The following is a 24,942-nucleotide window of genomic DNA, read 5'->3' as shown; positions in this document are numbered from 1 at the left end:
TGGTCATCGTCGACATCGTGCGGAAAACGGTTTCTGGAGCGTGACGCTACGACAGGTCACGGCAGTGCGCAAGACCGACTTGCTGAGATGATCGTATGATCGTGATCTCGCTGCCGATCCGGAAAGGGGATTGCCGTGACACTGGAACGTCCAGCGCGGATCACCGACGTCGCGGCGCTCGCCGGGGTGTCGATCGGCACCGCGTCGAAGGCCCTCAACGGGACCGGGCAGCTCCGCGACTCCACCCGCGAACGGGTGAAGGAAGCCGCCGACAAGCTCGGGTTCGTCGGGGACGCCCGGGCACGGGCGCTCTCCTCAGGGCGGACCTACACCGTCGGGATGATCACCACGGACTCGTTCGGCCGGTTCTCGATCCCGGTGCTCCTCGGTGCCGAGGACGTCCTCTCCGCCGGGCAGATGGCCGTGCTGCTCTGCGACACCCGTGACGACCACGTCCGGGAATCGCACTACCTCCGCTCGCTCGTCGCGCGGGGCGTCGACGGCATCATCGTCACCGGGCGCTCGGCCGACGCGCGGCCCCCGATCGACGTGTCGATCCCCGTCGTCTACGCGTTCACCCCGTCGACCGACCCGGCTGACGTGTCCGTGACGGTCGACGACGCGCACGGTGCCGGACTCATCGCGTCCCACCTCGTGACGATCGGCCGGCGACGGGTCGCGATCGTCACCGGTCCGGCGCGACACCACTCGGCGTCGAGTCGTGTCTCCGGGGCGTCGGGAGTGCTCGGCTCCCGGCTCGTGGTGCCGCCGATGTACGGCGAGTGGTCCGAGCGCTGGGGGCGCCAGGCCGCCGACGTCCTGCTCCGCGGGGACGACGACGTCGACGCGATCGTGTGCGGCAGTGACCAGATCGCGCGGGGCGTGTGCGATCGGCTGCGCGAGGCCGGGCGGTCCGTGCCCGACGACGTCGCCGTCACCGGGTTCGATGACTGGGACGTGATGGCGCTCGCGAGTCGTCCGCCGCTGACGACGGTGGACCTGCGCCTCGAGGAGCTCGGTCGGGTCGCCGGGCGGTCTCTGCTCGACCTGATCGACGGCGCCGCGCCGGAGTCCGCCGTCGTGACCCCGTCTCTCGTCCTCCGCGAGAGCACCCTCGGCGCCTGACGCGCGCGCCCGCGCCCGCGCCCGCGCGCCTGTCCCGGGCCGCCCCGCCCGCCCGCCCGCGCCCGCGCGCCTGTCTCGGGCCGCCCGCGCCCGCCCGCCCGGCCGCGCCTGGCCCCGGCCTCCCGTCTCGTTGACGACCGGCCACGACACCCCGCTCAGTTCTGCCGAGTGGTCGCAACTCGTCGGATGGATCACCGCCGAGCGACAGATCTCCATCAGTCGGCGTGTCACGTGCGGGGTGTTGTGACCGGTCGGGGGGCAGGGGGGCAGGGGGCAGGGGCAGGGGTGCAGGGGCGGCAAGGGGGGCAGGGGTGCAGGGGGTGCAGGGGGCGGCGAGGGCGGCAGGGGCGGGGCGTCGGGGAGGGGCAGCGGGAGCCCGCAAGCACGACGGGATTGCGAGAGTGAGCGCTCACGTGCCAGGATGTGAGCGCTCACGAACGGACGACGAGGTCTCGGGAGGGAACCATGAGCGACGACCGCAGACACCAGGTCCAGGACGGGCGCACCACGCTCGGGATCGAGCTCGGATCGACCCGCATCAAGGCGTGCCTGATCGACGAGGACCTCGTCCCCATCGCCAGCGGCGACCACGAGTGGGAGAACGCCTTCGTCGACGGGCGCTGGACCTACTCCCTCGACGACGTCGAGACCGGACTCCGCGCCGCCTACGCCGCCCTGGTCTCCGACGTCGAGGAACGGTTCGGCGTCCGGCCCACCACGTTCCGTGCCCTCGGGGTGTCCGCGATGATGCACGGCTACCTGGCGTTCGACGCGTCCGGGGAGCTCCTCGTGCCGTTCCGCACGTGGCGCAACACCTCGACCGGCCCGGCGGCTGCGGCGCTCAGCGAGGCCCTGTCGTTCACCATCCCGCTCCGCTGGTCGGTCGCGCACCTGTACCAGGCGGTCCTCGACGAGGAGCCCCACGTCGCCGAGGTCGCCGGCATCACCACGCTCGCCGGGTACGTCCACCGCCGGCTGACCGGACGGAACGTGCTCGGCGTGGGTGACGCGTCCGGAGCGTTCCCCATCGACCCGGCGACCAGGGACTACGACGCCGCCATGCTCCGCACCGCCGACGGACTCATCGGCCGGGACGTCCGGGAGCTCCTCCCCGATGTCCTCGTCGCCGGGCAGGACGCCGGTACGCTCACCCCGGAGGGCGCCGCGTGGCTCGACCCGACCGGCACGCTCGAGCCCGGCGCCCCGCTCTGCCCGCCGGAGGGCGACGCCGGCACCGGCATGGTCGCGACGAACGCCGTCGCACCCCGGACCGGCAACGTCAGCGTCGGCACGAGCATCTTCTCGATGGTCGTCCTCGAGCACGCGATGACGACCTCGCACGAGGAGATCGACGTCGTCACGACCCCCGCGGGTGACGCCGTCGCGATGGTGCACTGCAACAACGGCGCCAGCGAGATCGCCGCGTGGGCCAGGGTCTTCGGCCGGTTCGCCGAGGCCGCGGGCAGCCCGCTCGACATGGACCAGGTCTACGCGACGCTGCTCGCCGAGGCCGAGCGGGCCGACCCGGATGCCGGCGGCCTGCTGTCCTACAACTACCTGGCGGGTGAACCCGTCACACACGTCGAGGACGGTCGTCCGCTCCTGGTCCGTGGTGCCGGCAGTGCGTTCACGCTCGGCAACCTCGTCCGTGCCGAGGTGCAGGGTGCGTTCGCCACCCTCGCGATCGGCATGGACGTGCTCGCGGGCGAGGACGTCCACGTCGACCGGATGACCGCACACGGCGGACTCTTCCGGACCCCTGGTGCCCCGCAGCGACTGCTCGCCGCCGCACTCCGCGTGCCGGTCGCGCTCGAGGAGACCGCTGGCGAGGGCGGCGCATGGGGCATCGCGGTGCTCGCGGCCTACCTCGAGCACGCAGCCGACTCCGACCTGACGACGTACCTGCAGAAGCGGGTCTTCGCCGGGGACGCCGTGCACGTAGCGGACCCCGATGAGCGGGACGTCGAGGGCTTCCGTGCCTACCTCGAGCGGTTCCGGGCGGGTCTGCCCCTGCAGTCGGCAGCGGTCGCCGCGACCCGGCCCCCGGCGAGTCCGGTCGAGATCGCGCCCGCGGACGAACACCGCGCCCCGGCACACGCGGGCGCGACGTCCGCACCGGGGCGCGACCCCGCAGCCGGAACCGAGCCACCCGCCCACAGCGACCCCGTGGCCGGAGCCGAGCCGAGCCTCCAGACCGAGAAGGAGCCGACCCGATGACGGAAGCAAGCGTCCACGACAGCGCCGTCCAGGAGGCCGTGGCCGCGACGCGTGCGCGCGTCGCCTCCCTGCACGGCGAGTTGGTCCGCTACGGACTCGTGATCTGGACCGGCGGCAACGTCTCCGAACGCGTGCCGGGCACCGACCTCTTCGTGATCAAGCCGAGCGGGGTGTCGAGCGACGACCTGACGCCCGAGAACCAGGTCGTCTGCACGCTCGACGGCGTGCCGGCGGACGGCTGGGGCAACGCGCACGGGCCGAGCTCGGACACCGCGGCCCACGCGTTCGTCTACCGGAACATGCCGGAAGTCGGTGGCGTCGTGCACACCCACTCCACCTACGCGACCGCATGGGCGGCGAGGGCAGAACCCATCCCCTGCGTCATCACCGCGATGGCGGACGAGTTCGGCGGACCGATCCCGGTCGGCCCGTTCGCGATCATCGGCGACGACTCCATCGGCCGCGGCATCGTCGACACGCTCAGCGGTCACCGGAGCCGTGCGGTCCTCATGCAGAACCACGGCGTGTTCACGATCGGCCGCGACGCGAAAGACGCCGTCAAGGCAGCTGTGATGTGCGAGGACGTCGCCCGCACGGTGCACATCGCGAAGCAGGGCGGCGAGGTCGTGCCGATCGCCCCGGACGACATCGATCGACTCTTCGACCGCTACCAGAACGTCTACGGACAGAACCCAGAAGGAGCACTGCGATGACGCACGTCGACCCCACCGAGACCCTGGCGGGCTACGAGGTCTGGTTCCTCACGGGTTCGCAGGGCCTGTACGGCGAGGAGACCCTCCGCCAGGTCGAGGAGCAGAGCCGCGCCGTGCACGCGGAACTGGCACCGCACGTGCCGGTGACGCTCGTCTGGAAACCCGTCCTCAAGGACGCCGATGGTATCCGGCGCGCCCTGATCGAGGCGAGCGCCGACGACAAGGTCATCGGCGTCACCGCCTGGATGCACACCTTCAGCCCCGCGAAGATGTGGATCGGCGGGCTCAACGCGCTGACGAAGCCCCTGCTGCACCTGCACACGCAGGCGAACGTCGCACTGCCGTGGGCGGACATCGACTTCGACTTCATGAACCTGAACCAGGCGGCGCACGGCGACCGTGAGTTCGGCTACGCCCTCGCCCGCATGGGCGTCCGGCACGCGACCGCGATCGGCCACGTCTCGGACGAGCGCGTGCAGCGGCGCGTCGCGGACTGGAGCCGCGCCGCCGCCGGTGCCGCCGCGATCCGCACGCTCAAGCTCACCCGGTTCGGCGACAACATGCGCTACGTCGCCGTCACCGAGGGCGACAAGACCGAGGCGGAGATCGAGCTCGGCGTGCAGGTCAACACCTGGGCGGTGAACGAGCTGGCCGCAGCCGTGGAGGCCGTCAGCGAGCAGGACGTCGACGCGCTCGTCGCCGTGTACGACGAGCACTACGACGTGGTCGACGAGCTCCGCGACGGTGGCGCACGCCGCGCCGCGCTCCGGGACGGCGCCGCGATCGAGCTCGGCCTGCGCGCCCTGCTCGAGCAGAACGACAGCGCCGCGTTCACCACGAACTTCGAGGACCTCGGCACCCTCAAGCAGCTCCCCGGTCTCGCCGTGCAGCGCCTGATGGCCGACGGCTACGGCTTCGGTGCCGAGGGGGACTGGAAGACGGCCGTGCTGGTCCGCGCGATGAACGTCGCGGGTGCGGGGCTGCCGGGCGGCGCATCGCTCATGGAGGACTACACGTACGACCTCACCCCCGGTGCGGAGAAGATCCTCGGCGCGCACATGCTCGAGGTCTCGCCGACGCTCACGTCGTCGCGTCCGACGCTCGAGATCCACCCGCTCGGCATCGGCGGCAAGGACGACCCGGTGCGTCTGGTCTTCACGGCCGACTCCGGCGAGGCCGTGGTGGTCGCGCTGTCGGACACCCGCGACGGGTTCCGCCTCACCGCGAACGTCGTCGACGTGGTCCCGCCGACCGAGGCGCTGCCGAAGCTCCCCGTCGGCCGTGCCGTCTGGGAGCCCCGTCCCTCGTTCCCCGTCGCCGCCGAGTCCTGGCTCACCGCCGGCGCCGCCCACCACACCGTCATGACGACGGCCGTGGGGCTGCAGGTGGTCGAGGACCTCGCCACGATCCTCGGCACCGAGTTCCTGGTCATCGACGAGCACACGACCTCCCGCGGGTTCCGCGACGAGGTGCGCGGGCAGCAGACCTGGCACCGCCTCGACCGCGGGTTCTGATGGCTACGATGGGCGACGTGATCGCGACGGAGCGCACCAACTGGGCCGGCAACGTGACCTACCATGCGGCGTCGTTGGCGCGACCGTCGTCCGTGTCCGAGGTCCGCGAGCTCGTCGCGTCGACGCCGCGCCTGACGGCGCTCGGCTCGACGCACTCCTTCAACGAGATCGCGGACACCGACGCCGTCCAGGTCACGCTCGCCGGTCTGCCGCCGGTGCTGGAGATCGACACCGCCCGACGCGTGGTCCTGGTCGCAGCCGGCATGACGCACGCGCAGGTCGCATCCGGCCTGGAGGCTCGTGGCTGGGCACTCGCGAACCTCGCGTCCCTGCCGCACATCTCCACTGCAGGGGCCGTCGCCACCGGCACGCACGGCTCCGGCGTGCGGAACCCCTCGCTGGCGCAGGCGGTGGTCGGGCTGGACGTGGTCCGTGCGTCCGGCGACGTGGTCCACGTGGCAGGGGACCGGCCCGACGCCGAGCTCGACGCACACCGGGTCGCGCTCGGGGCCCTCGGGATCGTGACCGCCGTCGAGCTCGCGATCGAGCCCACGTTCCAGGTGGCCACGACGGTGCACCTCGACCTGCCGTGGGACGCCGTCGAGTCGCAGTTCGACGCGGTGATGTCGGACGCGTACTCGGTGTCGATGTTCACGTCGTTCGACGATCGTGGCGCGCGACAGGTCTGGACGAAGCACCGCGTCGACGAGCCGGCACCGACGATCGACCTCGTCGCACTCGGTGCCAGGACCGCGACCGGACCCGTCCACCCAGGGGAGAACGACCCGGCCGGCGTCACGGAGCAGGGCGGCGTCCCCGGCCCGTGGTCCGAGCGGCTGCCGCACTTCCGGTCGTCGTTCACCCCGTCCACCGGGGCCGAGATCCAGGCGGAGTACCTGCTGCCCGCCGCATCGGCCGTCCCCGCGCTCCGGGCCCTGCGTCCGCTCGCCGGCCTGTTCGCGCCGATCCTCATCGCAGCCGAGGTCAGGACGATCGCACCGGACACCGCGTGGCTCGCACCGTCGTCCGAGCGGCAGTCGGTCGGCGTGCACTTCACGTTCCGCCGGGACGTCGAGGCCGTCGCCGCCGCGGTCGAGCGGATCGAGGACGTCCTCGCCCCGTTCGACCCGCGCCCGCACTGGGGGAAGGTCTCGGCCGCCACGCCGGAGCGCCTGCACGAGGCGTACCCCCACCTGGCGCGGTTCGCCGCGCTCGCCCGCGAACTCGACCCGGCGGGCCGGTTCCGCAACCCGTTCCTGGAGCGCGTGCTGGCCTGACGGAGCCGAGCCGGGCCTCCCGTCCGGTCCCGCGCGGGGCGGACTACGGCACCAGGGGCGGGCGGTTGCCGCGCGCGATCTCGCGCGCTGCGAGTGTCCGCATCTCGTCGTGCACCAGTTCCAGGAGCCGGTCGGCCGCGACGAGTCCGTCGTGCTGCCGACGGAGCACCGAGAGCGGCGTGGTGGCGTGCTCGTCCGTCACCGGGACGTAGCTGACCCCGTCGAACGCGTGCAGCGTCGACACGTACGGCATGAGCGACACCCCGAGGCCGCACGCGATCGAGGAGAGCATCGCGACGTCGTCGAGCGAGTACGTCCGGATCTGCGGTGAGAACCCAGCCCGCACGCAGGCGCTGACGATGGCGTCGTAGCCCGGGATCCCCTCGTCGCGGTGGAACAGTACGAACGGGTCGTCCCGGAGTTCCACGAGGTCGATGCGATCGCGGGTGGCGAGCGGGTGCGTCGCGGGCACGGCGGCGACGAGCGGCTCGTGCGCGACGAACGAGAAGTCGACACCCTCCGGTGCCTCGGAGAGTCGTCCGAACGCGAAGTCCACGCGGTGCTCGAGGACCGCACGGGTCACGTGGGTGTCGAACACGCTCATCAGCGAGACGCGGACGTCGGGCAGGGCTGCGCGGAGTCGCGGCACGACGCGGGGGACCAGTCCGGCGAACGTCGACGAGATCGAGGAGACCTTGAGCGGCACGGTGGCCGTCGGTTCGTCCACGACCGACGCCTCGACCTGTTCGGCGTGGTCGAGGAGTGCCTTCGCCTGGGCGGCGAGGACGCGTCCCTGTGGGGTGAGTTCCGGCGCGCGCCGCTGCCCGCGCTCGAAGAGCGACACCCCGAGCTCGCGCTCGAACCGCGAGACCGACTGGCTGAGCGCCGACTGGCTCATGCCGAGCCGGGCGGCGGCGTCCTTGAAGGAGAGGTCCTCGGCGACCGCCGTGAACGCTCGGAGATCGCGCAGTTCCATGTCCTGATCGTCGCACGGTACTTCCACGGACTTGCGATACGACGCCGTAAAGGTCGTGTTACTAAATTATTTCCGAACGTTTTTCGAGCGCTTGCGTCGCTTACGGTGATTTTGCCCGCACCACCCACCCTCCCCAGCACAGGAGTCACCATGCGACGCACCCACTCCAAGGCCGCCGCGGTCGCCGTCATCGCGGCCCTCGCCGTCGGGCTCACGGCCTGCTCCACGACCTCCTCCGCTTCGACGTCCACCTCGTCGAAGGACTACGGCACCCTGACCGCCGGCACGCTGAAGATCGGCACGCTGAGCGACGCCAAGCCCTACGCCTACACCGAGAACGGGAAGCTCACGGGCTTCGAGGTCGACATGGCCACCGCGATCGCGAAGCACATGGACCTCAAGCCGGTGTTCGTGCAGCAGGAGTTCTCGACGCTGCTGCCAGGAGTCGCCGCGGGTTCGCTCGACGTCGCCGCCGCGAGCACGTCGGTCACCCCCGAGCGCAAGAAGTCGGTCGACTTCTCGAACACCTACTTCATCGGGTACATCTCGGTCATCACGCCGAAGGGCTCGAGCATCACGAAGGACTACTCGTCGCTCAAGGGCAAGCGCCTCGGCCTCATGCAGGGCACGCTCGAGGACCAGTACGCGCAGGACCACTTCCCCGGCGTGGAGATCGTCCGCTACCCGGACAACAACTCCGCCGTCGCCGCGATGAAGTCCGGCAGCATCGACTCCGTCTTCCTGGACTACCCGAACGGGCAGGACTTCATGGACGCGGACTCCACCGTCTCGATGCCGATCAACATCGAGCTACCCGAGTACCCGGTCGCGATGAGCATGCACAAGGACAAGCCCGCGCTGAAGAAGGGCATCAACAAGGCGATCAAGGAGATCATCGCGTCGGGTGAGTGGCTGGAGATCGAGAAGAAGTACTACCCGGACGCTCCGGTGCCGGACCAGTTCCAGCCGACCGACAAGTAGGCCGCGACCATGGACCAGCTCCAGACGCTCCTGCAGTCGTTCTTCAACGTCCCGGACATGCTCGTCGTCCTGCCCGACATCCTCGGGTACGGCCTCTGGAACACCCTGCTGCTGGCCGCCGCTGCGACCGTCGTCGGCATCGTCATCGGCCTGGGCCTCGCGGCGCTCGCCGTGTCCCGCAGCCGGACCCTCCGGGTGCTGTCGGGCATCTACACGGACGTGTTCCGCGGCCTGCCGGCGATCCTCACGATCCTGGTGCTCGGGCAGGGGCTCGCGCCGCTGTTCAACCCGATCACCAAGGGCAACCCGTACCCGCTCGGCATCCTCGCCCTCGGCCTGATCGCCGGCGCCTACATCGGGGAGATCTTCCGGTCCGGCATCCAGTCGATCGACAAGGGGCAGCTCGAAGCGGCCAGGGCGCTCGGCATGGGCTATGGCCCCGCCATGCGGCTGATCGTCATCCCGCAGGGCATCAGGCGGGTGCTGCCGGCGCTCGTGAACCAGTTCATCGCGATCGTCAAGGACTCGTCGCTGGTGTACTTCCTCGGCCTGGTGACGTCGCAGCGTGAACTCTTCCGGGTCGGTCAGGACGCCGCCGTGACGTACGCGAACCTCTCGCCACTCGTCACCGCCGGGATCTTCTACCTCCTCATCACGGTGCCGCTCACCCACCTGGTGAACGTCATCGACCGCCGGCTCCGCACCGGCCGCGCCGCGGTCGACGCCGGTGACGCCGGCGGCCCCGGCCAGTCGACGGCCGCACCAGCAACAGCCCCCGCGGGGGCCGTCACGATCGGACAGGACGGATGACCATGACCACGCCCACCGACGGCACCACCACGCAGGGCGTCGACACCGGGGTGACCGACCTCGTCGGCGACATCCGCGGCGCCGGACTCGAACTCCGGGGGATCACGAAGCGGTTCGGCGCCAACGAGGTGCTGCACGGCGTCGACCTCGCCGTCCGGCCAGGCCACACCGTCTGCATCATCGGGCCGTCGGGCTCCGGCAAGTCGACGCTGCTGCGCTGTGTCAACCGGCTCGAGGAACCCACCGCCGGCACGATCCTGCTCGACGGCGACGACATGACGACGGGGGACCCCGATCGTCTCCGGAGCCGCGTCGGCATGGTGTTCCAGCACTTCAACCTGTTCCCGCACAAGACCGTCCTCGACAACATCGTGCTGCCGCTCCGGAAGGTGCGCGGACTCGGCGTCGAGGAAGCCAGGGACCGGGCGGTGCGCTCGCTGGCGGACGTGGGACTCGCCCACAAGCGGGACTTCCGCCCGGCGAGCCTGTCCGGCGGGCAGCAGCAGCGCGTCGCGATCGCCAGGGCGCTGGCGATGCGACCCGAGGTGATGCTCTTCGACGAGGCCACGAGCGCCCTCGACCCCGAGCTCGTCAAGGAGGTCCTCGACCTGATGACGGGCCTCGCGACGGCCGGCATGACGATGCTCGTCGTCACGCACGAGATGGGGTTCGCGCGCCGGGCTGCCGACCATGTCGTCTTCATGGACCAGGGGCGGATCGTCGAACAGGGCGAGGCCGCGACGATGTTCGAACACCCCGAGTCCGAGCGGCTCGCCGGGTTCCTGTCGAAGGTCCTCTGATGCCGGGCGGACCCCGCGTCGCCGTCGTCGGGACGGGCACCATGGGCGCGATGACGCTCTGGCAGCTCGCCCGGCGCGGGGTCGACGCCGTCGGCTTCGACCGCTGGGCACCAGGGCACGCCTTCGGCGCGGCCGGCGGCGAGACCCGGCTCTTCCGCAGCGCGTACGCGGAGGGGCCGGAGTACGTCCCGCTCCTCGCCGAGTCACTCCTCGAGTGGCGCGCGCTCGAAGCGGAGACCGGTCTCGACCTGCTCTCCATCACGCGCGGCCTGATGATCGGCCGGCCCGAGTCCGCCTTCATGCGCGGCGTGGTCGCCTCCGTCACCGAGAACGTCCTGCCGCACGAGGTGCTGACCGCCCTGGAGGCTCGTGGCCGGTTCCCCGAGACCGTCATGGACGACGACGAGATCGCCGTCCTCGACGAGCGGTCCGGCGTGATCCGAGCGGAGGTGTCCGTCTCCGCCGCGGCGCGCGCCGCGACCGACCGCGGGGCCGCGGTCAGCGTCGGGGACGCGGTCGTGGCCGTGGAACCGGGGCCCACCGAGGTGACCGTCGTGACGGAGGGCGGGGCGCGCCTCCCGTTCGACCGTGTGGTGGTGGCCGCCGGTGCCTGGTCGAACCGGATCCGCGGCATCGAGCTGCCGCGTCTCGACGTCCAGTCGATCGCTGTGCACTGGTACCCGGTGCGCCACCCCGACCGGTTCGCGGCCGAGCGGTTCCCGTTCGTGTGCCGTGACGCCGGCGTCGACTTCTGCATCTGGCCGACCACCGACGGGGCGACCGTCAAGGTCGGGCTCGCGGCGGGGCTCGACCACCTCGGGAACGCCGACGACCTCGACCAACGCATGCCGGACGAGCTGGTCCCCGTCGTCGACGAGTACGTCCGTCGCTACGTGCCCGACGCCGTCCCCGCAGCGGTCCGGCACGCCGTGCAGGTCGACGCGTGGACCGCCGACCACGACTTCATCGTGGACACCGCCGGTGACGACCGCATCGTCGTGCTCGCCGGGTTCTCCGGGCACGGCTTCAAGATGTCGCCGGTGATCGGCCGCGCCGCCGCCGACCTCGCGCTCACCGGGGAGACCGCGCTGCCGGTCGGCCGGTTCCGCGCAGACCGCTTCGCACGGAACCCGACGCTCCGATGACCCGCTTCGATGCGGAGGTCGGCGTCGTCGGCGTCGGCACCATGGGTGCCCAGACGATGTGGCAGCTCGCACGACGCGGCGTCTCCGCGATCGGGTTCGAGCAGTTCGCCCCCGGACACGACCGGTCCGGTGCCGGTGGCGAGTCCCGGCTGTTCCGGACCGCGTACCTCGAGGGCAGTCACTACGTGCCGCTCCTCCGCCGGTCCCGCGCCGAGTGGGAGCGACTCGGTGCCGACACCGGCGTGCGACTGCTGCACATGACCGGCGGGCTGATGATCGGGACGGACGGCTCCACGTTCCTGGAGTCGGTCGGCCGCTCGATCGCCGAGCACGGCATCGACCACGAGTTCCTCGACACGGACGCCCTCCGGAGCCGGTACCCGCAGCACGCGGTCCGTGCCGGGGACGTCGCGTACCTCGACCACGAGTCGGGGTACCTGCGCCCCGAGGTCGCCGTCGCGCTCGCCGCGTCCGAGGCCGAGCGACTCGGCGGCGTCGTCCACCGACGGGCCCGCGTGACGGAGATCCGGATGACCGACGCCGCCGTCGAGGTGCACACCGACGAACGGGTGTTCCGCTTCCCGCGTCTCGTCGTCTCGGCCGGCGTCTGGACGTCCCAGCTCCTGCCGGGGATCACGCCGCTGCACGAGGTCATCCGCATCGTGATGACCTGGTTCCCGACGGCGACGCCCGAGCGGTTCACCGAGGACGTGTTCCCGATCTTCGTCCGCCAGTCCGACGGCTTCGACATCTCCGGCTGGCCGTCCATCGACGGCGCCACCGTGAAGATCGGCCTGAACAACGGGTGGGACCGGGTCGCGGATCCCGATCTCCTCGACCGCACACCCCCCGATGCACTGTTCGACGAGGTCCGGGACGCCATCCGCACCCTCGTCCCCGGCGTCGTCCCCGAGGTGGTCCGCGCCGGCGTGTACATGGACGGCTACACCGCGGACCACGACGCCTTCGTCGGGCCGCTGGGCTGGGACGACCGTGTCACCGTCCTCGGCGGGTTCTCCGGGCACGGCTTCAAGCTCGCCCCCGCGATGGGCATCGTCGCCGCCGACCACGCGACGACGGGGGCCACCGATCTGCCCGCCGCCTTCCTCGACCCCTCCCGCTTCTCCGTCAACGTCACCGCGGCCGACCGCCTGCGGTTCGGCCGCCGCGTCAGTCGTTGATCCAGCACCCCTCGAAAGGAACCCCATGGAGACCACCACCACCGACGTCGTCGTCGTCGGACTCGGCGCGTTCGGATCAGCGGCCCTGTGGCGTCTCGCCGCACGTGGCGTGGACGTCGTCGGCGTCGACCGGTACGGACTCGGACACCACATGGGCTCCTCGCACGGCGCCACCCGGCTGTTCCGCATCGCCTGCCAGGAGCACCCCGGCCTGACCCCGATCGCGCAGAAGTCACTCGAGCTCTGGACCGCCCTCGGCGAAGCGAACGGCGAGACCTACGTCCGGCAGACCGGGTGCCTCTCCACCGGGTCGCCCTCGTCCCGCCCGGTGTCCGGGGTCACGGCCGCCGCCGCGCGGGCCGGTCTCGACGTCGAGCACCTGGACCACGACGAGCTGCTCAGCGCGTACCCGCAGTACGGCGGCACCGCGGACGACACCGTCGGCGTCCTCGACCCCGGAGCCGGCATCTGCTACCCCGAGAAGAACGTGCGGGCGCAGGGGGAGGCGGCGATCGCACTCGGCGCCCGGGTGTTCACCGACACCCGCGTCACGTCGGTCGAGCTGGTCGACGGCGGGGTGCGGGTCACGACCCCGACCGTCGTGATCGAGGCGGCGCAGGCGGTGGTCGCGGCCGGGGCGTGGAACGGCAAGCTCGTCCCCGGTCTGCCCCTCCGCCCACGTCGCACCCCGCTGTACTGGTTCAAGCCGAAGGACGACTCGTCGGTGTCGTTCTCGCTCGACGCGTTCCCGGCCTTCATCCACGAACTGCCCGACGGTCGACACCTGTGGGGGCACGGCTCGGACGAGGGCTACCTGGTGAAGATCGGCATGGAGGACTCCGGCGCGAACTTCGCGGACACCGACGCCGACACCGTCGACCGGTACATCCACCCCCGCGACGACATCGAGCAGCTGTCGTCGTGGGTCGCCGACGCGTTCCCGGAGCTCGACCCGGTGCCGGTCAAGGCCATCCCGTGCATGGTGACGAACTCGCCGGACGGACAGTTCCTGGTCGGACGGCCGAACGGCGACCAGCGCCTCGTCATCGCGGGCGGCGACCACGGGCACGGCTTCAAGCACGCCGCCGGGGTGGGGGAGCTCCTCGCCCAGATCACCGTGGGGGAGACCCCGTACACGGTGATCGACTTCCTCGACCCGGACCGCTTCGCGAACGGGGCACCGGTCGACGCCGGCACCGTCCACGCCGGCTCCGTCGCCGCGGTCGGGGCGTGACGCGTCCGGTCGCGCTCGTCACGGGTGCGTCGCGGGGCATCGGCCTCGCGATCGCCCGCGACCTGGCGCGGACCCACACCGTCATCGTCGGTGCCCGGTCGGCGGGAGCGCTCGCCGCACTCGTCGACGAGCTGCCGGACGTCGTCCCGTTCGTCTGCGACGTGGGTGAGGCGGACTCGCTGGCCGCCGCGGTCACCACGCTCGGGGTCGACCGGCTCGACGTCCTCGTGCACTCGGCGGGCATCGCCGACGAACGACGGTTCGACACCTTCACGCGCGACGACTGGCGCCGGTCGTTCGAGGTCAACGTGTTCGGCGTCGCTGACCTGACCGCGCGGCTGCTCCCGGCGCTCCGCGCGGCGCACGGCACCGTCGTGTTCCTCAACTCCGGGTCGGGGATGTTCTCCTACCCGGACGGCGCCGTGTACTCCGGGACGAAGTTCGCGCTCCGCACGATGGCCGACTGCCTCCGGGAGGAGGAACGGTCGCACGGCGTGCGGGTGGTGTCCGTGCACCCCGGCTTCGTCGACACCGACATGGCGCGGATGATCCGGCGCGAGTCGGGGCGGGAGGGATCCGACGAGTCGTACGTGCAGCCGTCGACGATCGCCGCCGGGGTGCGGGTCGCCGTCGACGCTCCGCACGAGGCGCAGTTCGAGACCATCTCGATCCGTCCGACGCTGCGCGCCTGAGCGGGTGCCCGCGGGAGGCGACCGCGCGGACGGGAGGCGAGCCGTGCCTCCCGTCCGGCGGCCGCTCTCAGCGTGACCAGCACTGGGGTCTGTGCGCCCACCTGCTGCGGCCGTACGCTGCCGAGCAGGCAACGAGGGGAGCACAGTGACGCTGCCGATCGCCGGGTGGTACCCGGACCCGCAGGACCCGAGTCGGACCAGGTGGTGGGACGGCGCCAGGTGGGGGCAGCTCGCCCCCGCGCCGCAGCTCGCGACGGCCGCCGCGCCCGTCTACGAGGCCCCGCCACGCCCACCCGCACCGTCCGAGTACCCGCAGCAGGCCGCCTGGAACGACGAACCCGTGCTGCGGGGTCGGAAGGCCCGGATCGCGAAGGACCGGGCGACGCGGGCGGCGAACCCCTTCGGGTACGCCGGCCTCGTCCTCGCGCTGATCGCGTTCCTCTTCAACGTGTTCGCGATCCCCGGCATCCTCGGCATCGTCTTCGGCGCGATCGGTCTCGCACGCGCCGGACAGCTCACGGGATCGCGCGTCACGGGCTTCGGCGTCTCGCTGGCGGCGATCATCCTCGGACTCGCCGCCTCCGGAGCGTTCCTGGCTCGGGCGGCGCAACTACTCGGCTGAGCCGGCCGCGGCCGGGCGGGGCTACGTCACCCGGGTGAGTGCCTGACCGAGGTCGCTCCGGTAGTACAGGACGGCGCGACCGTACCGCGTCCGGTTGAGCATGCCGCTGCGCTCGAGCACGCGGAGGTGCTGGTTGACGGCGGAGGTCGAGACACCGAACCGCATGGCGAGATCGGTCGACGAGGCCGGTTCGCCGAGGGCCTGCAGGAGCCCGGCGCGTGTCGAGCCGAGCAGGTCGCGGACGGCGCTCTGGTCGGGGTGCGAGGTGGTTGACCACATCGCACCCTGGCCCCTGGCCGGGTACATGATCGTCGGTGGCAGGTCGTCGTCGATCGGTGTGGACGCCCGGACGACGAAGATCGACGGAACCAGGGTGACGCCCTCGCCGTGCACCGGGCGGTCGCGGGCGATCGGGCTCGAGAGCCGCACGTCGAGGTTCCGGCCGTCGAAGCGCACCGAGTCGGAGAGCCCGCGGAGGACGGCGCCGACACCCTCGTGCGCCGCGATGCGTCCGCGGTGCGTGATGTCGGACTGCATCACCGCGCGCATGCGGAGCCAGTACGGCGCGAAGCAGAGCCGCCAGGCGTCGGACAGGGCGTGCTGGAGGCGTGCGACGACGGCGTCGTGCCGGCCGGTGAACACCGTCGGGACCGTCCCGTGCACCCGCTCCAGGTCGTCGTGCATGCGCTTCCGGGTGATCCGGCCGAGCGCGACGAGCTCGTCGTCGAACGACGTCAGGGGCGACTCCGGGCGCGGGTTCACGAAGTCGGCCACCCACCGCCGCTCGTCGACGAGGCCGAGCAGGACCTCGTCGTCGAGGAGCGGTCGGACGGCGGCGATGCCGTCGAGCCACGGCCGCTGCAGCGGGTAGCGCTCGGGCGCCCGGAACGCACGCAACCCGAGTCCGAGCTCGGACAGCGGGGAGATCCCGAAGCGGATCGTCGACACGTCGCTTGCCTCGAGCTGGTACCGGATCATGAAGCCCCACGCTACATCGATTCGTTCGGCTGCCCCGATCGGCCAGAAAGGATCCGTGAGCACCAGCACGGCAGCCCCCGAGGTCCCGATCCGCACCCTCGTCCGGCAGGACGCGACCCTCCGACGCCTGCTCACCGTGACCCTCGTCGACACCGTCGGCCGCGGGGCGTTCTTCACCCTGACCTCGCTCTACCTCACCACGATCGTCGGGATCCCCGCGGTCGCGGTCGGCCTGGGGCTCACCGTCGCGGGGGCGGTCGGAGTCCTCAGCTCGCTCGGGTTCGGACACCTCGCGGACCGGTGGAGCGCGCGGCGGATGCTCGTCTGGCTGCACCTGGTCCAGGGGCTCGCGCTCATCGGGTACGTCCTCGTGCACGACCTGGCGTCCCTCGTCGTCACGGCCTCGATCGTCACGCTGGCCCAGCAGGGTGGCTCGTCCGTTCGCTCGGCCGCGATCGGTCGCGCCTTCCCCGGCGGCGAGCGCGTCCGCGTCCGGGCGACCATGCGCACCGTCACGAACATCGGCATCGCTGCGGGGACGGCCCTCGCGGCCATCCCGCTCGCGGTCGGCACCGGTGCCGCGTACCGGGTGACGATGGTCGCGGCCGGTGTGCTGTTCGTGGCGTCGGCCTTCATGCTGCTCGGGTTGTCGCGAGCCCGGGTCGACGTGCCGGCGGCCGAGCGGACCGAGACCGGGTCGATCGTGCAACCGGTCCGCGACGGGCGCTCGCCGTACCGTGACGCCCGGTTCCTCGGCGTGACCGCGCTGACCGGGGTGTTCGGCATCCAGTTCGGACTGTTCGAGGTCGCCGTGCCGCTCTGGGTCGTCGGGCACACCGTCGCGCCGGACGTCCTGGTCTCGCCGCTGCTGCTCGTGAACACCGCGGTCGTCATCGCCCTGCAGGTCCGCATGAGCCGGGGGACGGGCACGATCGCGGGCGCCGGCCGGTCGATGGTGCACGCAGGATGGCTGATGGCGGTGGCGTGCGGACTGTGGGCGGCAGCCGGGTGGGTCACCGGTGATGACTGGCTGCCAGCGGCGATCGCCGGCGCGGTGCTCGTCGTCGCGGCGCTCGTGCACTCGCTGGCGGAGATCACCTCGAGTGCGGCGGGGTGGAGCCTGAGCTTCGAGATGGCGCCCGCGGATCGGGTCGGCGCGTACCAGGGTGTGTACGGAACCGGGTACGCGGTGGGTGCGATGGTCGCTCCGGCCGTGGTGACCCTGACTGCCATCGACCTCGGTACCGTCGGGTGGGCGGTGCTCGCGGCGATGTTCCTGGCCTCGGCACTCGGGACCGCCGCGATCGCCCGGCGTGCCGTCCGCGCACCGGCCTGATCGACGTGGAGCGGCCCGGGCTTCACGCATTCGCCCCGGGGCCCACGATCCGGCGGTGTCACGGGTCCGTCGAGCAGCCTACCGAAACTGGAGTATCAGCTCGGCTGCGGTGGATCGGGAATGGCCGGCCGTAACAGACGACTTGGATTGTTTCGTCGCGCGTCGTGCTCGTGTGCCGGTGCCCCTGCCCGGTGCCAGGATGGACGCCGCCGCAGCAGCACGGCAGCACCGCAGCATCAACCCCCACGAGGAGCACCACCGTCATGAGACGCCCGAAGCGCCTGACCATCACCGCGGCCGTGGCCGCAACCGCAGCCCTGGTCCTCACCGGCTGCTCGGGCGGGGGTGCCTCGGACGACGCGACGGCCGGCACCAGCAAGGGCGGCACGCTCAACATCCTCACGACGGCGACCGCGGTGCACCTCGACCCCGCGACGAGCCAGAACCTCAACATCACCACGCTCGGCCTGGTGCTCCGTCGCCTGACGGCGTGGGACGTGCAGCCCGGCAAGACCGCCAAGGTGGTCCCGGACCTCGCGACGAACACCGGCGACTCGAGCGACGGCGGCAAGACCTGGACGTACCACCTCAAGAAGGGGCTGGAGTTCCAGGACGGGACGCCGATCACCACGAAGGACATCAAGTGGGGCATCGAGCGTTCCTTCGCGCCGACGCTCACCGGCGGTCTGAGCTACCACAAGTCGCTGCTGGTCGGCGGGGCGGACTACAAGGGCCCGTTCGACGGCAAGAGCCTCGACAGCATCGAGACGCCCGACGACTCCACGATCGTGTTCAAGCTGAACGCGGCGTACGGCGACTGGCCGTGGCTCGTGTCGATGCCCGCGTTCGCCCCGGTCCCCGAGGGTGACGGCACCGACACCGGTGCGTACGACGCCAAGCCGGTCGCGTCCGGCCCGTACCAGGTCGAGTCGAACCAGCAGGGCTCGCAGATCACGCTGGTCCGGAACAAGTCCTGGAGCGCGAAGACCGACGACGTCCGCACCGCGGGTCCGTCGAAGGTCGTGTTCAAGGAGAGCCAGGACCCGTCGACGGTCACCCAGACGCTCATCGCCGACAACGGCGACGCGAAGGACTCCTTCGGTGCGACCTACCTCGGTGCGGCCGAGCTGAACCAGGTCCGGTCGAACCCTGCTGCACAGGACCGCCTGGCGACGTCGAAGGCCGGCCCGATCAACTACATGGCGATCAACACGCAGAAGGACTCCCTCAAGGACCTCCAGGTGCGCAAGGCGCTGCAGTACGCGGTGGACAAGAAGTCGTACCGGATCGCGGCGGGTGGCGCGCTCGCCGGTACCTACGCGTCGACCCTCATCACGCCGGGCATCGCCGGGCGGCAGGACTACGACCTGTACAAGCCGGGTCCGACGGGTGACGTCGCCAAGGCGAAGAAGCTCCTCGCCGACGCCGGTGTCACGGACCTGAAGCTCACGCTCGTGACGCAGAACGACTCGTCGAACCTCGCCGAGGCGCAGGCGCTGCAGGCCGGTCTCAAGCGGGCAGGCATCACCGTGACGCTCAAGCCGCTCGACATCGACTCGTTCTACACGGCGACGACCGACGGCAGCGACTTCGACCTCGCGCTGTTCAGCTGGCAGCCCGACTTCCCGAGCGCGAACGCCAACATCCAGCCGCTCTACGCATCGTCGGAGATCGGCGACGGCGGCTACAACGTGTCGAAGTACAGCAACCCCGAGGTCGACGCCCTCATCGAGAAGGCCACGGGCACGATCGACCAGAAGGCGGCGCAGAAGCTCTGGGCCGAGGCGGACCGGAAGATCATGGCCGACGCCCCGGTCGTCCCGCTGACCTACGCGAAGCAGTCGTTCCTCGCCGGATCGAACGTGCAGAACTTCCAGATCGCGGACTTCCCGGCGTACCCGAACTACCTCAAGGTCTCGCTCGGCAAGTGACCGATCCGATCCTGCAGGTCGAGGGGCTCCACGTCGCGTTCGGCGACGCGGAGCCCGTCGTCCGTGACGTCTCCTTCGACCTGACACCCGGTCGTGTGCTCGCCCTCGTGGGCGAGTCCGGTTCGGGCAAGTCCGTCAGCGCCATGAGCGTGCTCGGCCTCCTGCCGCCGCAGGCACGGGTGTCCGGCAGCATCCGCTTCCGCGGTGCCGAGCTCGTCGGCGCATCCGTCGACGAGCTCCGTGCTGTTCGCGGCGCCGGCATCGGCGTGGTGTTCCAGGAGCCGATGAACTCCTTCACCCCGGTCCTGTCGATCGGCACGCAGATCGCCGAGGCGGTCAGGGCGCACCCACGTGGGCTCGACCGCGCCGCGGTCTCGGGACGCATCGACGAGCTGCTCCGGTCCGCCGGGCTCGCCGACCCGGAGCGGATCAGGAGGGCGTACCCGCACGAGCTCTCCGGTGGGCAGCTGCAGCGCGCGATGATCGCGATGGCGCTCGCGGGTGACCCGGTGGCGCTGATCGCGGACGAACCGACGACGGCGCTCGACGTCACGGTGCAGGCGGGCATCCTCGACCTGCTCCGGACGCTCTGCCGCGAGCGCGAGCTGGCCGTGCTGCTGATCACGCACGACATGGGCGTGGTCGCGGACGTCGCCGACGAGGTCCTCGTGATGCGACGCGGCGAGCCCGTCGAGCACGGCGCGGTGGCCGCACTGTTCCGAGCGCCGCAGGCCGCGTACACGCGCGCCCTCTTGGCAGCGGTCCCCAGCCTGGGCCCCGTCGAGCCGGTTCCGGCGCGCCGCGGAGCCTGCGGAGCGGCGGGACGGCCGAGCTCGCGGGGAGAGGGGCGTCCCGCGTCCGCCCCGCCACCTGCGGACGGGACCGATGGGGCGGAGGCGAGCCGAGCCTCCCGTCCGGTTGTCGCGCGGATGCGCGACGTGGCGGTCCGGTACGACCGCCGCGGTGCGCCGACGGTCAGCGGGATCGACCTCGAACTGCGCGCGGGCGGGACGCTGGGCCTCGTCGGGGAGTCCGGTTCCGGCAAGTCGACCATCGGGCGAGCTCTCGCCGGGCTCGTGCCCGTCGTCGCCGGCGCCGTCGAGGTGGACGGCAGCGACCTCCGCACGGCACGTGGCCGTCGGCTGCGCGAGATCCGGAGCCGTGTCGGGATCGTGTTCCAGGACCCGGCATCGTCGCTCAATCCGCGGCAGACCATCGGCTGGAGCATCGCCGAGCCGCTGCTCGTGCACGGCGTCTCCGCGGCGGACCGGACGAGCCGCGTCCACGACCTCCTCGTCGCGGTGCAGCTCGACCCGTCGTGGGCGGAGCGCTTCCCGCACGAACTCTCCGGGGGTCAGCGGCAGCGTGTCGCCGTCGCCCGAGCACTCGCGCTGCGTCCGGCGCTCGTGATCGCCGACGAGCCGACCTCGGCCCTCGACGTGACCGTGCAGGCCGCCGTGCTCGAGCTGCTCTCGTCGCTGCAGGACGAGTTCGGCTTCGGGATGCTGCTCGTCAGCCACGACCTCGCGGTGGTGCGGCAGCTCGCGGACGAGGTCGTCGTGCTCCACGACGGCCGCATCGTCGAACGCGGCGACACGTCGACCGTGCTGGACGACCCACAGGAGGACTACACCCGCATGCTGCTCGCCGCCGCGCCCGTGGCCGACCCCGCACGTCAGGCCGCCCGGCGCGATGCGTGGCGTGCGCTGACCGGAGGTGTCGCATGAGCGCGAACGTCGTCGACCGGCCCGTCGCCGCGTCCGGCGCCCGTTCGACCGGGTTCCGTGCGGTGGTCCGTCGTGTCCGCCGGGACCGCTGGGCCGTCGCATCGGCGATCGTCATCGTGGTGTTCCTCCTCGTCGCCGTGTTCGCTCCGGTGATCGCCGCGATCAGCGGGCAGGACCCGTACTCGTACGACATCAATGCGCTCAACTCGTTCGGTGCGCCCCGCGGGGCGCTCGGCGGCGTGAGCGGCACGCACTGGTTCGGCGTCGAGCCGTTGACCGGGCGGGACCTGTTCGCGATCGTGACGTACGGTGCGCGGACCTCGCTCGGGATCGGGCTCGCAGCGACGGCCATGTCGCTGGTCATCGGGGTGCTCGTCGGGGTCACGACCGGGTTCTTCGGCGGCTGGTACGACCGGGTGCTCTCCCGCGTGGTCGACGTCATGTTCGGGTTCCCGTCCCTGGTCTTCATGATCGCCCTCACCGCGATCGTGCCGACCTCGTTCCCGAAACCAGTGCTCGTCGTGCTCGTCATCGGGTTCTTCGGCTGGCCGTCCGTCGCGCGTGTGATCCGCGGTCAGACGATGTCGCTCCGCACCCGCAACTACGTCGTCGCGTCCACCGCGCTCGGGGCCGGCCGCTGGCACGTGATCCGGACGCAGCTCCTGCCGAACCTCGCCGCGACGATCACGGTCTACGCGACGATCTCGATCCCCTCGATGATCGGTGCGGAGGCAGCGCTGTCCTTCCTCGCCGTCGGGGTCACCCCGCCGACGCCGTCGTGGGGGCGCAGCATCGGCGACGCGATCGGATGGGTGCAGACCGACCCGATGTACCTCGTGTTCCCCGGTGCCGCACTGTTCCTCATCACCCTGGCGTTCAACGTCCTCGGCGACGCGCTCCGTGACGCCCTCGACCCGCGGGGAGGCACGCGATGACCACCTTCCGCTTCGTCCTCTTCCGGGTGCTCGGCGCCGTCGTGGTGCTGCTCGTCGTCGCCGCGGTGACCTACGCGCTGTTCATGCTGCTGCCGACGAACCCGGCACGCGCGATCTGCGACAAGCCCTGCACGCCCGACCGTCTGCGCGAGGTGCAGGCGTTCCTCGGGACCGACAAGCCGTGGATCGCACAGTTCCTGGCGTACCTCGGCGGCATCTTCACCGGGCGCACGTTCGGCACCGGTGCCTCGGTGATCCACTGTGCGGCACCCTGCTTCGGGTACTCGTTCCAGCTCCACGACAGCGTGACGTCGCTCATCGTGACGCGCCTGCCCGTCACCGCGTCGATCGCCGTCGGTGCCGCGGTGCTGTGGCTCGTCGCGGGGGTCGCCGGGGGAGCGGTCTCGGCGCTCCGCCGCGGATCCGCCCTGGACCGCACGGTCATGGGGATCGCCGTCGCGGGGGTGTCCGCACCGTCGTACCTGGTCGGCCTGCTGGCGATCCTGCTGTTCGGGTTCGTCCTCGGGGTCCTGCCGACGAGCGGCTACGTGGCGTTCACCGACGATCCGGTGGGGTGGTTCACGCACCTGGTACTGCCGTGGTGCGTGCTCGCGTTCATCAGCGCGGCGATCTACGCCAGGCTCACGCGGGGCGAGATGCTCGAGTCGATGTCGCAGGACTTCGTCCGGACGGCCCGCGCGAAGGGCATCCGGGAACGTCAGGTCGTCGTGCGGCACGGGCTGCGCACCGCGATCCTGCCCGTGGTGACACTGTTCGGTCTCGACCTCGGCTCGCTGCTCGGCGGTGCGGTCATCACCGAGAAGGTCTTCTCGATGCAGGGGCTCGGTGCGCTGCTCATCGACGCGGTGCACACGCTCGACCTGCAGGTGGTCGTCGGGTTCACGCTGTTCTCGGCGTTCCTCGTGGTGACGGCGAACGTCATCGTCGACGTGGTCTACGCGTTCGTGGACCCGCGGGTGCGGCGCCGGGCGTAGTCACGGGCGGCGCCGTTCGTGGCGTCCTCGCTGAGACTCCGTACACGTTCGCACGGCCGCGCCGCACCAGCATCACGATCGTCGTCGGAGTCCGCCGAACGGAGGACTTGTCGCCCGTTTCGAGGCGGGTGAACAGTTCGATCGTGAACATCACACAGGGGGGCCGCGACGCCACGTCGCGGCCGGTCCGTACCCGGACCAGGAACACGTTCATCACGGTCGCGGTCGCCGCGATCGCCGTGGTCGCCACGATCGGGACCGCAGCTCCCGCGCTCGCCGGGCAGCCAGGGCTCAACACCGGCGGAGGCCCGTCCGCACAGGCGAACAGCGCCATCGCCTACGCCGAGAGCATGTGGAGCACGAGCAACGGCGGAAAGAACCCGAACACGTACTACGCGCTCGGCGGCAACGGGCCGGACGCGTGGGACTGCTCAGGACTCGTCTGGAAGGCGTACCTGCAGGCCGGCATCGACCTGTCGGGCGGCGCGTCGCGGCCCGTCGTCGGTGACGAGTACAACGCGCTGAAGAGTCACATGGTGTCGCGGTCGAACGCGCAGCCCGGAGACATCCTGTTCTGGACGAGCAACGGCTCGACGAGCGGGAACTTCCTCCACGACGGGATCTACCTCGGTGGCGGGTACATGGTGGCGGCGGCCGCCCCCGGTGAAGGCGTGAAGGAACAGACGCTCTGGTCGGAGCCCGGTGAGGAGCTCCTCGACGTCGTCGGGCGCCCGACCGGTTCGCTGACCGGCGTGGGGTCAGGCGGCGGGACGGTGACGAACTCGTCCTACGTGACCGCGGCCCAGGTCAACACGGGCAAGCTGTGGAGCATCACGGCGAAGAAGGCCGCGACCGCCTACGACGTCGGCGTCGCAGCCGGCACGAGCCCGGCGATCGCGGCGCTACCCGGTGGCAAGTACGTCAGTGCGTTCCAGGCCCAGGGCGGCAGTCTGTGGACGATCACCTCGGACGGCGCAGCGACCTCGTTCCCCGTCGGGATGAAGGCCGGGACGAGCCCGTCGATCATCTCGACCGCTGGTGGCGGGTACGTCGTCGCGGTCCAGACGAACACGGGCAAGCTCTGGACGATCACGAACACCAAGGCAGCGACCGCGTTCGACATCGGCATGAAGGCCGGGACGAGCCCGTCCATCGCCGCGGTCGGGAGCGGCTACGTGGTGGCGGTGCAGACCACCACGGGTGACCTGTGGAGCGTGACGAACACGAACGCGGCGACGTCGTTCGGCATCGGCATGATGGCGGGCACCAGCCCGGCGATCACGGCGACCAGCAACGGCGGCTACGTCATCGCAGCACAGACCAACACCGGTGATCTGTGGAGCGTGACGAACACCAAGGCGGCGACGTCGTTCGGCGTCGGCATGAAGACGGGCACGAGCCCGGCGATCCTGCCGATCTCCAGTGGCGGCTACGTCATCGCGGTGCAGACGAACACCGGGAAGCTCTGGACGATCACGAACGGGAAGGCGGCGACCGCGTTCGACATCGGCATGGAGGCGGGCACCAGCCCGTCGATCGCCGCGGTCGGCAGTGGGTACGTCGTGGCCGTCGAGACGAACACGGATGCCCTGTGGACGGTCACCAACGACAACGCCGCGACGGCGTTCCCCGTGGGCATGAAGGCGGGGACGAGCCCGGCCATCCTCGCCCAGTGAGGTTGCTCGGCTGACGCGGGGGCCTGTCGCACGACAGGTCCTCGCACAACCGAAAGCAGTCCGCACCACGTGTTCGC

21 protein-coding genes are annotated in these 24,942 nt (G+C 71.2%); 19 read left to right on the top strand and 2 right to left on the bottom strand.

Features of this window, described 5'->3' with window-relative positions; genetic code table 11:
* The first annotated feature begins 135 nt into the window (after positions 1-135).
* The 5 genes from QK288_RS16600 to QK288_RS16580 all read left to right on the top strand — a co-directional run bounded on the left by QK288_RS16600 (position 136) and on the right by QK288_RS16580 (position 6,846).
* The gene (locus QK288_RS16600; RefSeq protein WP_281265372.1) at positions 136-1,125 is read left to right on the top strand and encodes a LacI family DNA-binding transcriptional regulator; all 990 of its coding nucleotides are present in this window, start codon (positions 136-138) and stop codon (positions 1,123-1,125) included.
* 465 nt (positions 1,126-1,590) lie between these two features.
* Positions 1,591-3,342: an FGGY-family carbohydrate kinase gene (locus QK288_RS16595; RefSeq protein ID WP_281265371.1), complete on the top strand. Its 1,752-nt coding sequence runs from the start codon at positions 1,591-1,593 to the stop codon at positions 3,340-3,342.
* Positions 3,339-4,055, top strand: a complete 717-nt coding sequence (locus QK288_RS16590) for an L-ribulose-5-phosphate 4-epimerase (protein WP_281265370.1) — start codon at positions 3,339-3,341, stop codon at positions 4,053-4,055. The genes QK288_RS16595 and QK288_RS16590 overlap by 4 nt, the downstream gene beginning before the upstream one ends.
* The gene (gene araA / locus QK288_RS16585) at positions 4,052-5,569 is read left to right on the top strand and encodes an L-arabinose isomerase (protein WP_281265369.1); all 1,518 of its coding nucleotides are present in this window, start codon (positions 4,052-4,054) and stop codon (positions 5,567-5,569) included. The genes QK288_RS16590 and araA overlap by 4 nt, the downstream gene beginning before the upstream one ends.
* Positions 5,570-5,586: 17 nt before the next feature.
* Positions 5,587-6,846, top strand: a complete 1,260-nt coding sequence (locus QK288_RS16580; RefSeq protein WP_281265368.1) for a D-arabinono-1,4-lactone oxidase — start codon at positions 5,587-5,589, stop codon at positions 6,844-6,846.
* Between the two features lie 43 nt (positions 6,847-6,889).
* Here the strand turns inward: QK288_RS16580 and QK288_RS16575 are convergent, their stop codons facing one another.
* Entirely contained in the window at positions 6,890-7,822 is a 933-nt protein-coding gene (locus QK288_RS16575; RefSeq protein WP_281265367.1) for a LysR family transcriptional regulator, read from the bottom strand.
* Between the two features lie 150 nt (positions 7,823-7,972).
* Here QK288_RS16575 and QK288_RS16570 point away from each other — a divergent pair, with 150 nt between their 5' ends.
* The 8 genes from QK288_RS16570 (at position 7,973) to QK288_RS16535 (ending at position 15,287) form a co-directional block, all read left to right on the top strand.
* Positions 7,973-8,803: an ABC transporter substrate-binding protein gene (locus tag QK288_RS16570; protein ID WP_281265366.1), complete on the top strand. Its 831-nt coding sequence runs from the start codon at positions 7,973-7,975 to the stop codon at positions 8,801-8,803.
* A 9-nt stretch (positions 8,804-8,812) separates the two neighbouring features.
* On the top strand, positions 8,813-9,613 hold the full coding sequence (locus QK288_RS16565) for an amino acid ABC transporter permease (RefSeq protein ID WP_281265365.1): 801 nt from the start codon (positions 8,813-8,815) through the stop codon (positions 9,611-9,613).
* Positions 9,610-10,413: an amino acid ABC transporter ATP-binding protein gene (locus QK288_RS16560; RefSeq protein WP_281265364.1), complete on the top strand. Its 804-nt coding sequence runs from the start codon at positions 9,610-9,612 to the stop codon at positions 10,411-10,413. Before QK288_RS16565 ends, QK288_RS16560 begins: the two co-directional genes overlap by 4 nt.
* Positions 10,413-11,558 (top strand): N-methyl-L-tryptophan oxidase, encoded by a 1,146-nt coding sequence (gene solA / locus QK288_RS16555; protein ID WP_281265363.1) that lies wholly within the window; start codon positions 10,413-10,415, stop codon positions 11,556-11,558. Before QK288_RS16560 ends, solA (QK288_RS16555) begins: the two co-directional genes overlap by 1 nt.
* Positions 11,555-12,739, top strand: coding sequence for an N-methyl-L-tryptophan oxidase (gene solA / locus QK288_RS16550; protein WP_281265362.1), 1,185 nt, complete (start codon positions 11,555-11,557; stop codon positions 12,737-12,739). The genes solA (QK288_RS16555) and solA (QK288_RS16550) overlap by 4 nt, the downstream gene beginning before the upstream one ends.
* A 25-nt stretch (positions 12,740-12,764) precedes the next feature.
* The gene (gene solA, locus QK288_RS16545) at positions 12,765-13,973 is read left to right on the top strand and encodes an N-methyl-L-tryptophan oxidase (protein WP_281265361.1); all 1,209 of its coding nucleotides are present in this window, start codon (positions 12,765-12,767) and stop codon (positions 13,971-13,973) included.
* Positions 13,970-14,665 carry an SDR family oxidoreductase gene (locus tag QK288_RS16540; protein ID WP_281265360.1) on the top strand — a complete coding sequence of 232 codons (696 nt, stop codon included), beginning with the start codon at positions 13,970-13,972 and terminating at the stop codon, positions 14,663-14,665. Before solA (QK288_RS16545) ends, QK288_RS16540 begins: the two co-directional genes overlap by 4 nt.
* A 145-nt stretch (positions 14,666-14,810) precedes the next feature.
* Positions 14,811-15,287 carry a DUF2510 domain-containing protein gene (locus QK288_RS16535; protein ID WP_281265359.1) on the top strand — a complete coding sequence of 159 codons (477 nt, stop codon included), beginning with the start codon at positions 14,811-14,813 and terminating at the stop codon, positions 15,285-15,287.
* A gap of 21 nt (positions 15,288-15,308) precedes the next feature.
* Here the strand turns inward: QK288_RS16535 and QK288_RS16530 are convergent, their stop codons facing one another.
* Positions 15,309-16,265 (bottom strand): helix-turn-helix domain-containing protein, encoded by a 957-nt coding sequence (locus tag QK288_RS16530; protein ID WP_281265358.1) that lies wholly within the window; start codon positions 16,263-16,265, stop codon positions 15,309-15,311.
* 55 nt (positions 16,266-16,320) lie between these two features.
* On the opposite strand from QK288_RS16530, the gene QK288_RS16525 reads away from it, so the two are divergent.
* From QK288_RS16525 to QK288_RS16500, 6 genes are all read left to right on the top strand, one after another.
* The gene (locus tag QK288_RS16525) at positions 16,321-17,601 is read left to right on the top strand and encodes an MFS transporter (protein ID WP_281265357.1); all 1,281 of its coding nucleotides are present in this window, start codon (positions 16,321-16,323) and stop codon (positions 17,599-17,601) included.
* Positions 17,602-17,864: 263 nt separating this feature from the next.
* Positions 17,865-19,532 (top strand): ABC transporter substrate-binding protein, encoded by a 1,668-nt coding sequence (locus tag QK288_RS16520; RefSeq protein WP_281265356.1) that lies wholly within the window; start codon positions 17,865-17,867, stop codon positions 19,530-19,532.
* On the top strand, positions 19,529-21,259 hold the full coding sequence (locus QK288_RS16515; RefSeq protein ID WP_281265355.1) for a dipeptide ABC transporter ATP-binding protein: 1,731 nt from the start codon (positions 19,529-19,531) through the stop codon (positions 21,257-21,259). The genes QK288_RS16520 and QK288_RS16515 overlap by 4 nt, the downstream gene beginning before the upstream one ends.
* A complete protein-coding gene (locus QK288_RS16510; protein WP_281265354.1) occupies positions 21,256-22,194 on the top strand; it encodes an ABC transporter permease in 939 nt (312 codons plus the stop codon). The genes QK288_RS16515 and QK288_RS16510 overlap by 4 nt, the downstream gene beginning before the upstream one ends.
* Entirely contained in the window at positions 22,191-23,189 is a 999-nt protein-coding gene (locus QK288_RS16505; protein WP_281265353.1) for an ABC transporter permease, read from the top strand. Before QK288_RS16510 ends, QK288_RS16505 begins: the two co-directional genes overlap by 4 nt.
* A gap of 143 nt (positions 23,190-23,332) precedes the next feature.
* Positions 23,333-24,865: an NlpC/P60 family protein gene (locus tag QK288_RS16500; protein WP_281265352.1), complete on the top strand. Its 1,533-nt coding sequence runs from the start codon at positions 23,333-23,335 to the stop codon at positions 24,863-24,865.
* Positions 24,866-24,942: the final 77 nt, after the last annotated feature.

This window comes from Curtobacterium sp. 9128, assembly GCF_900086645.1.
Lineage (GTDB): Bacteria > Actinomycetota > Actinomycetes > Actinomycetales > Microbacteriaceae > Curtobacterium.
This window is presented reverse-complemented; position numbering and strand designations above follow the sequence as displayed.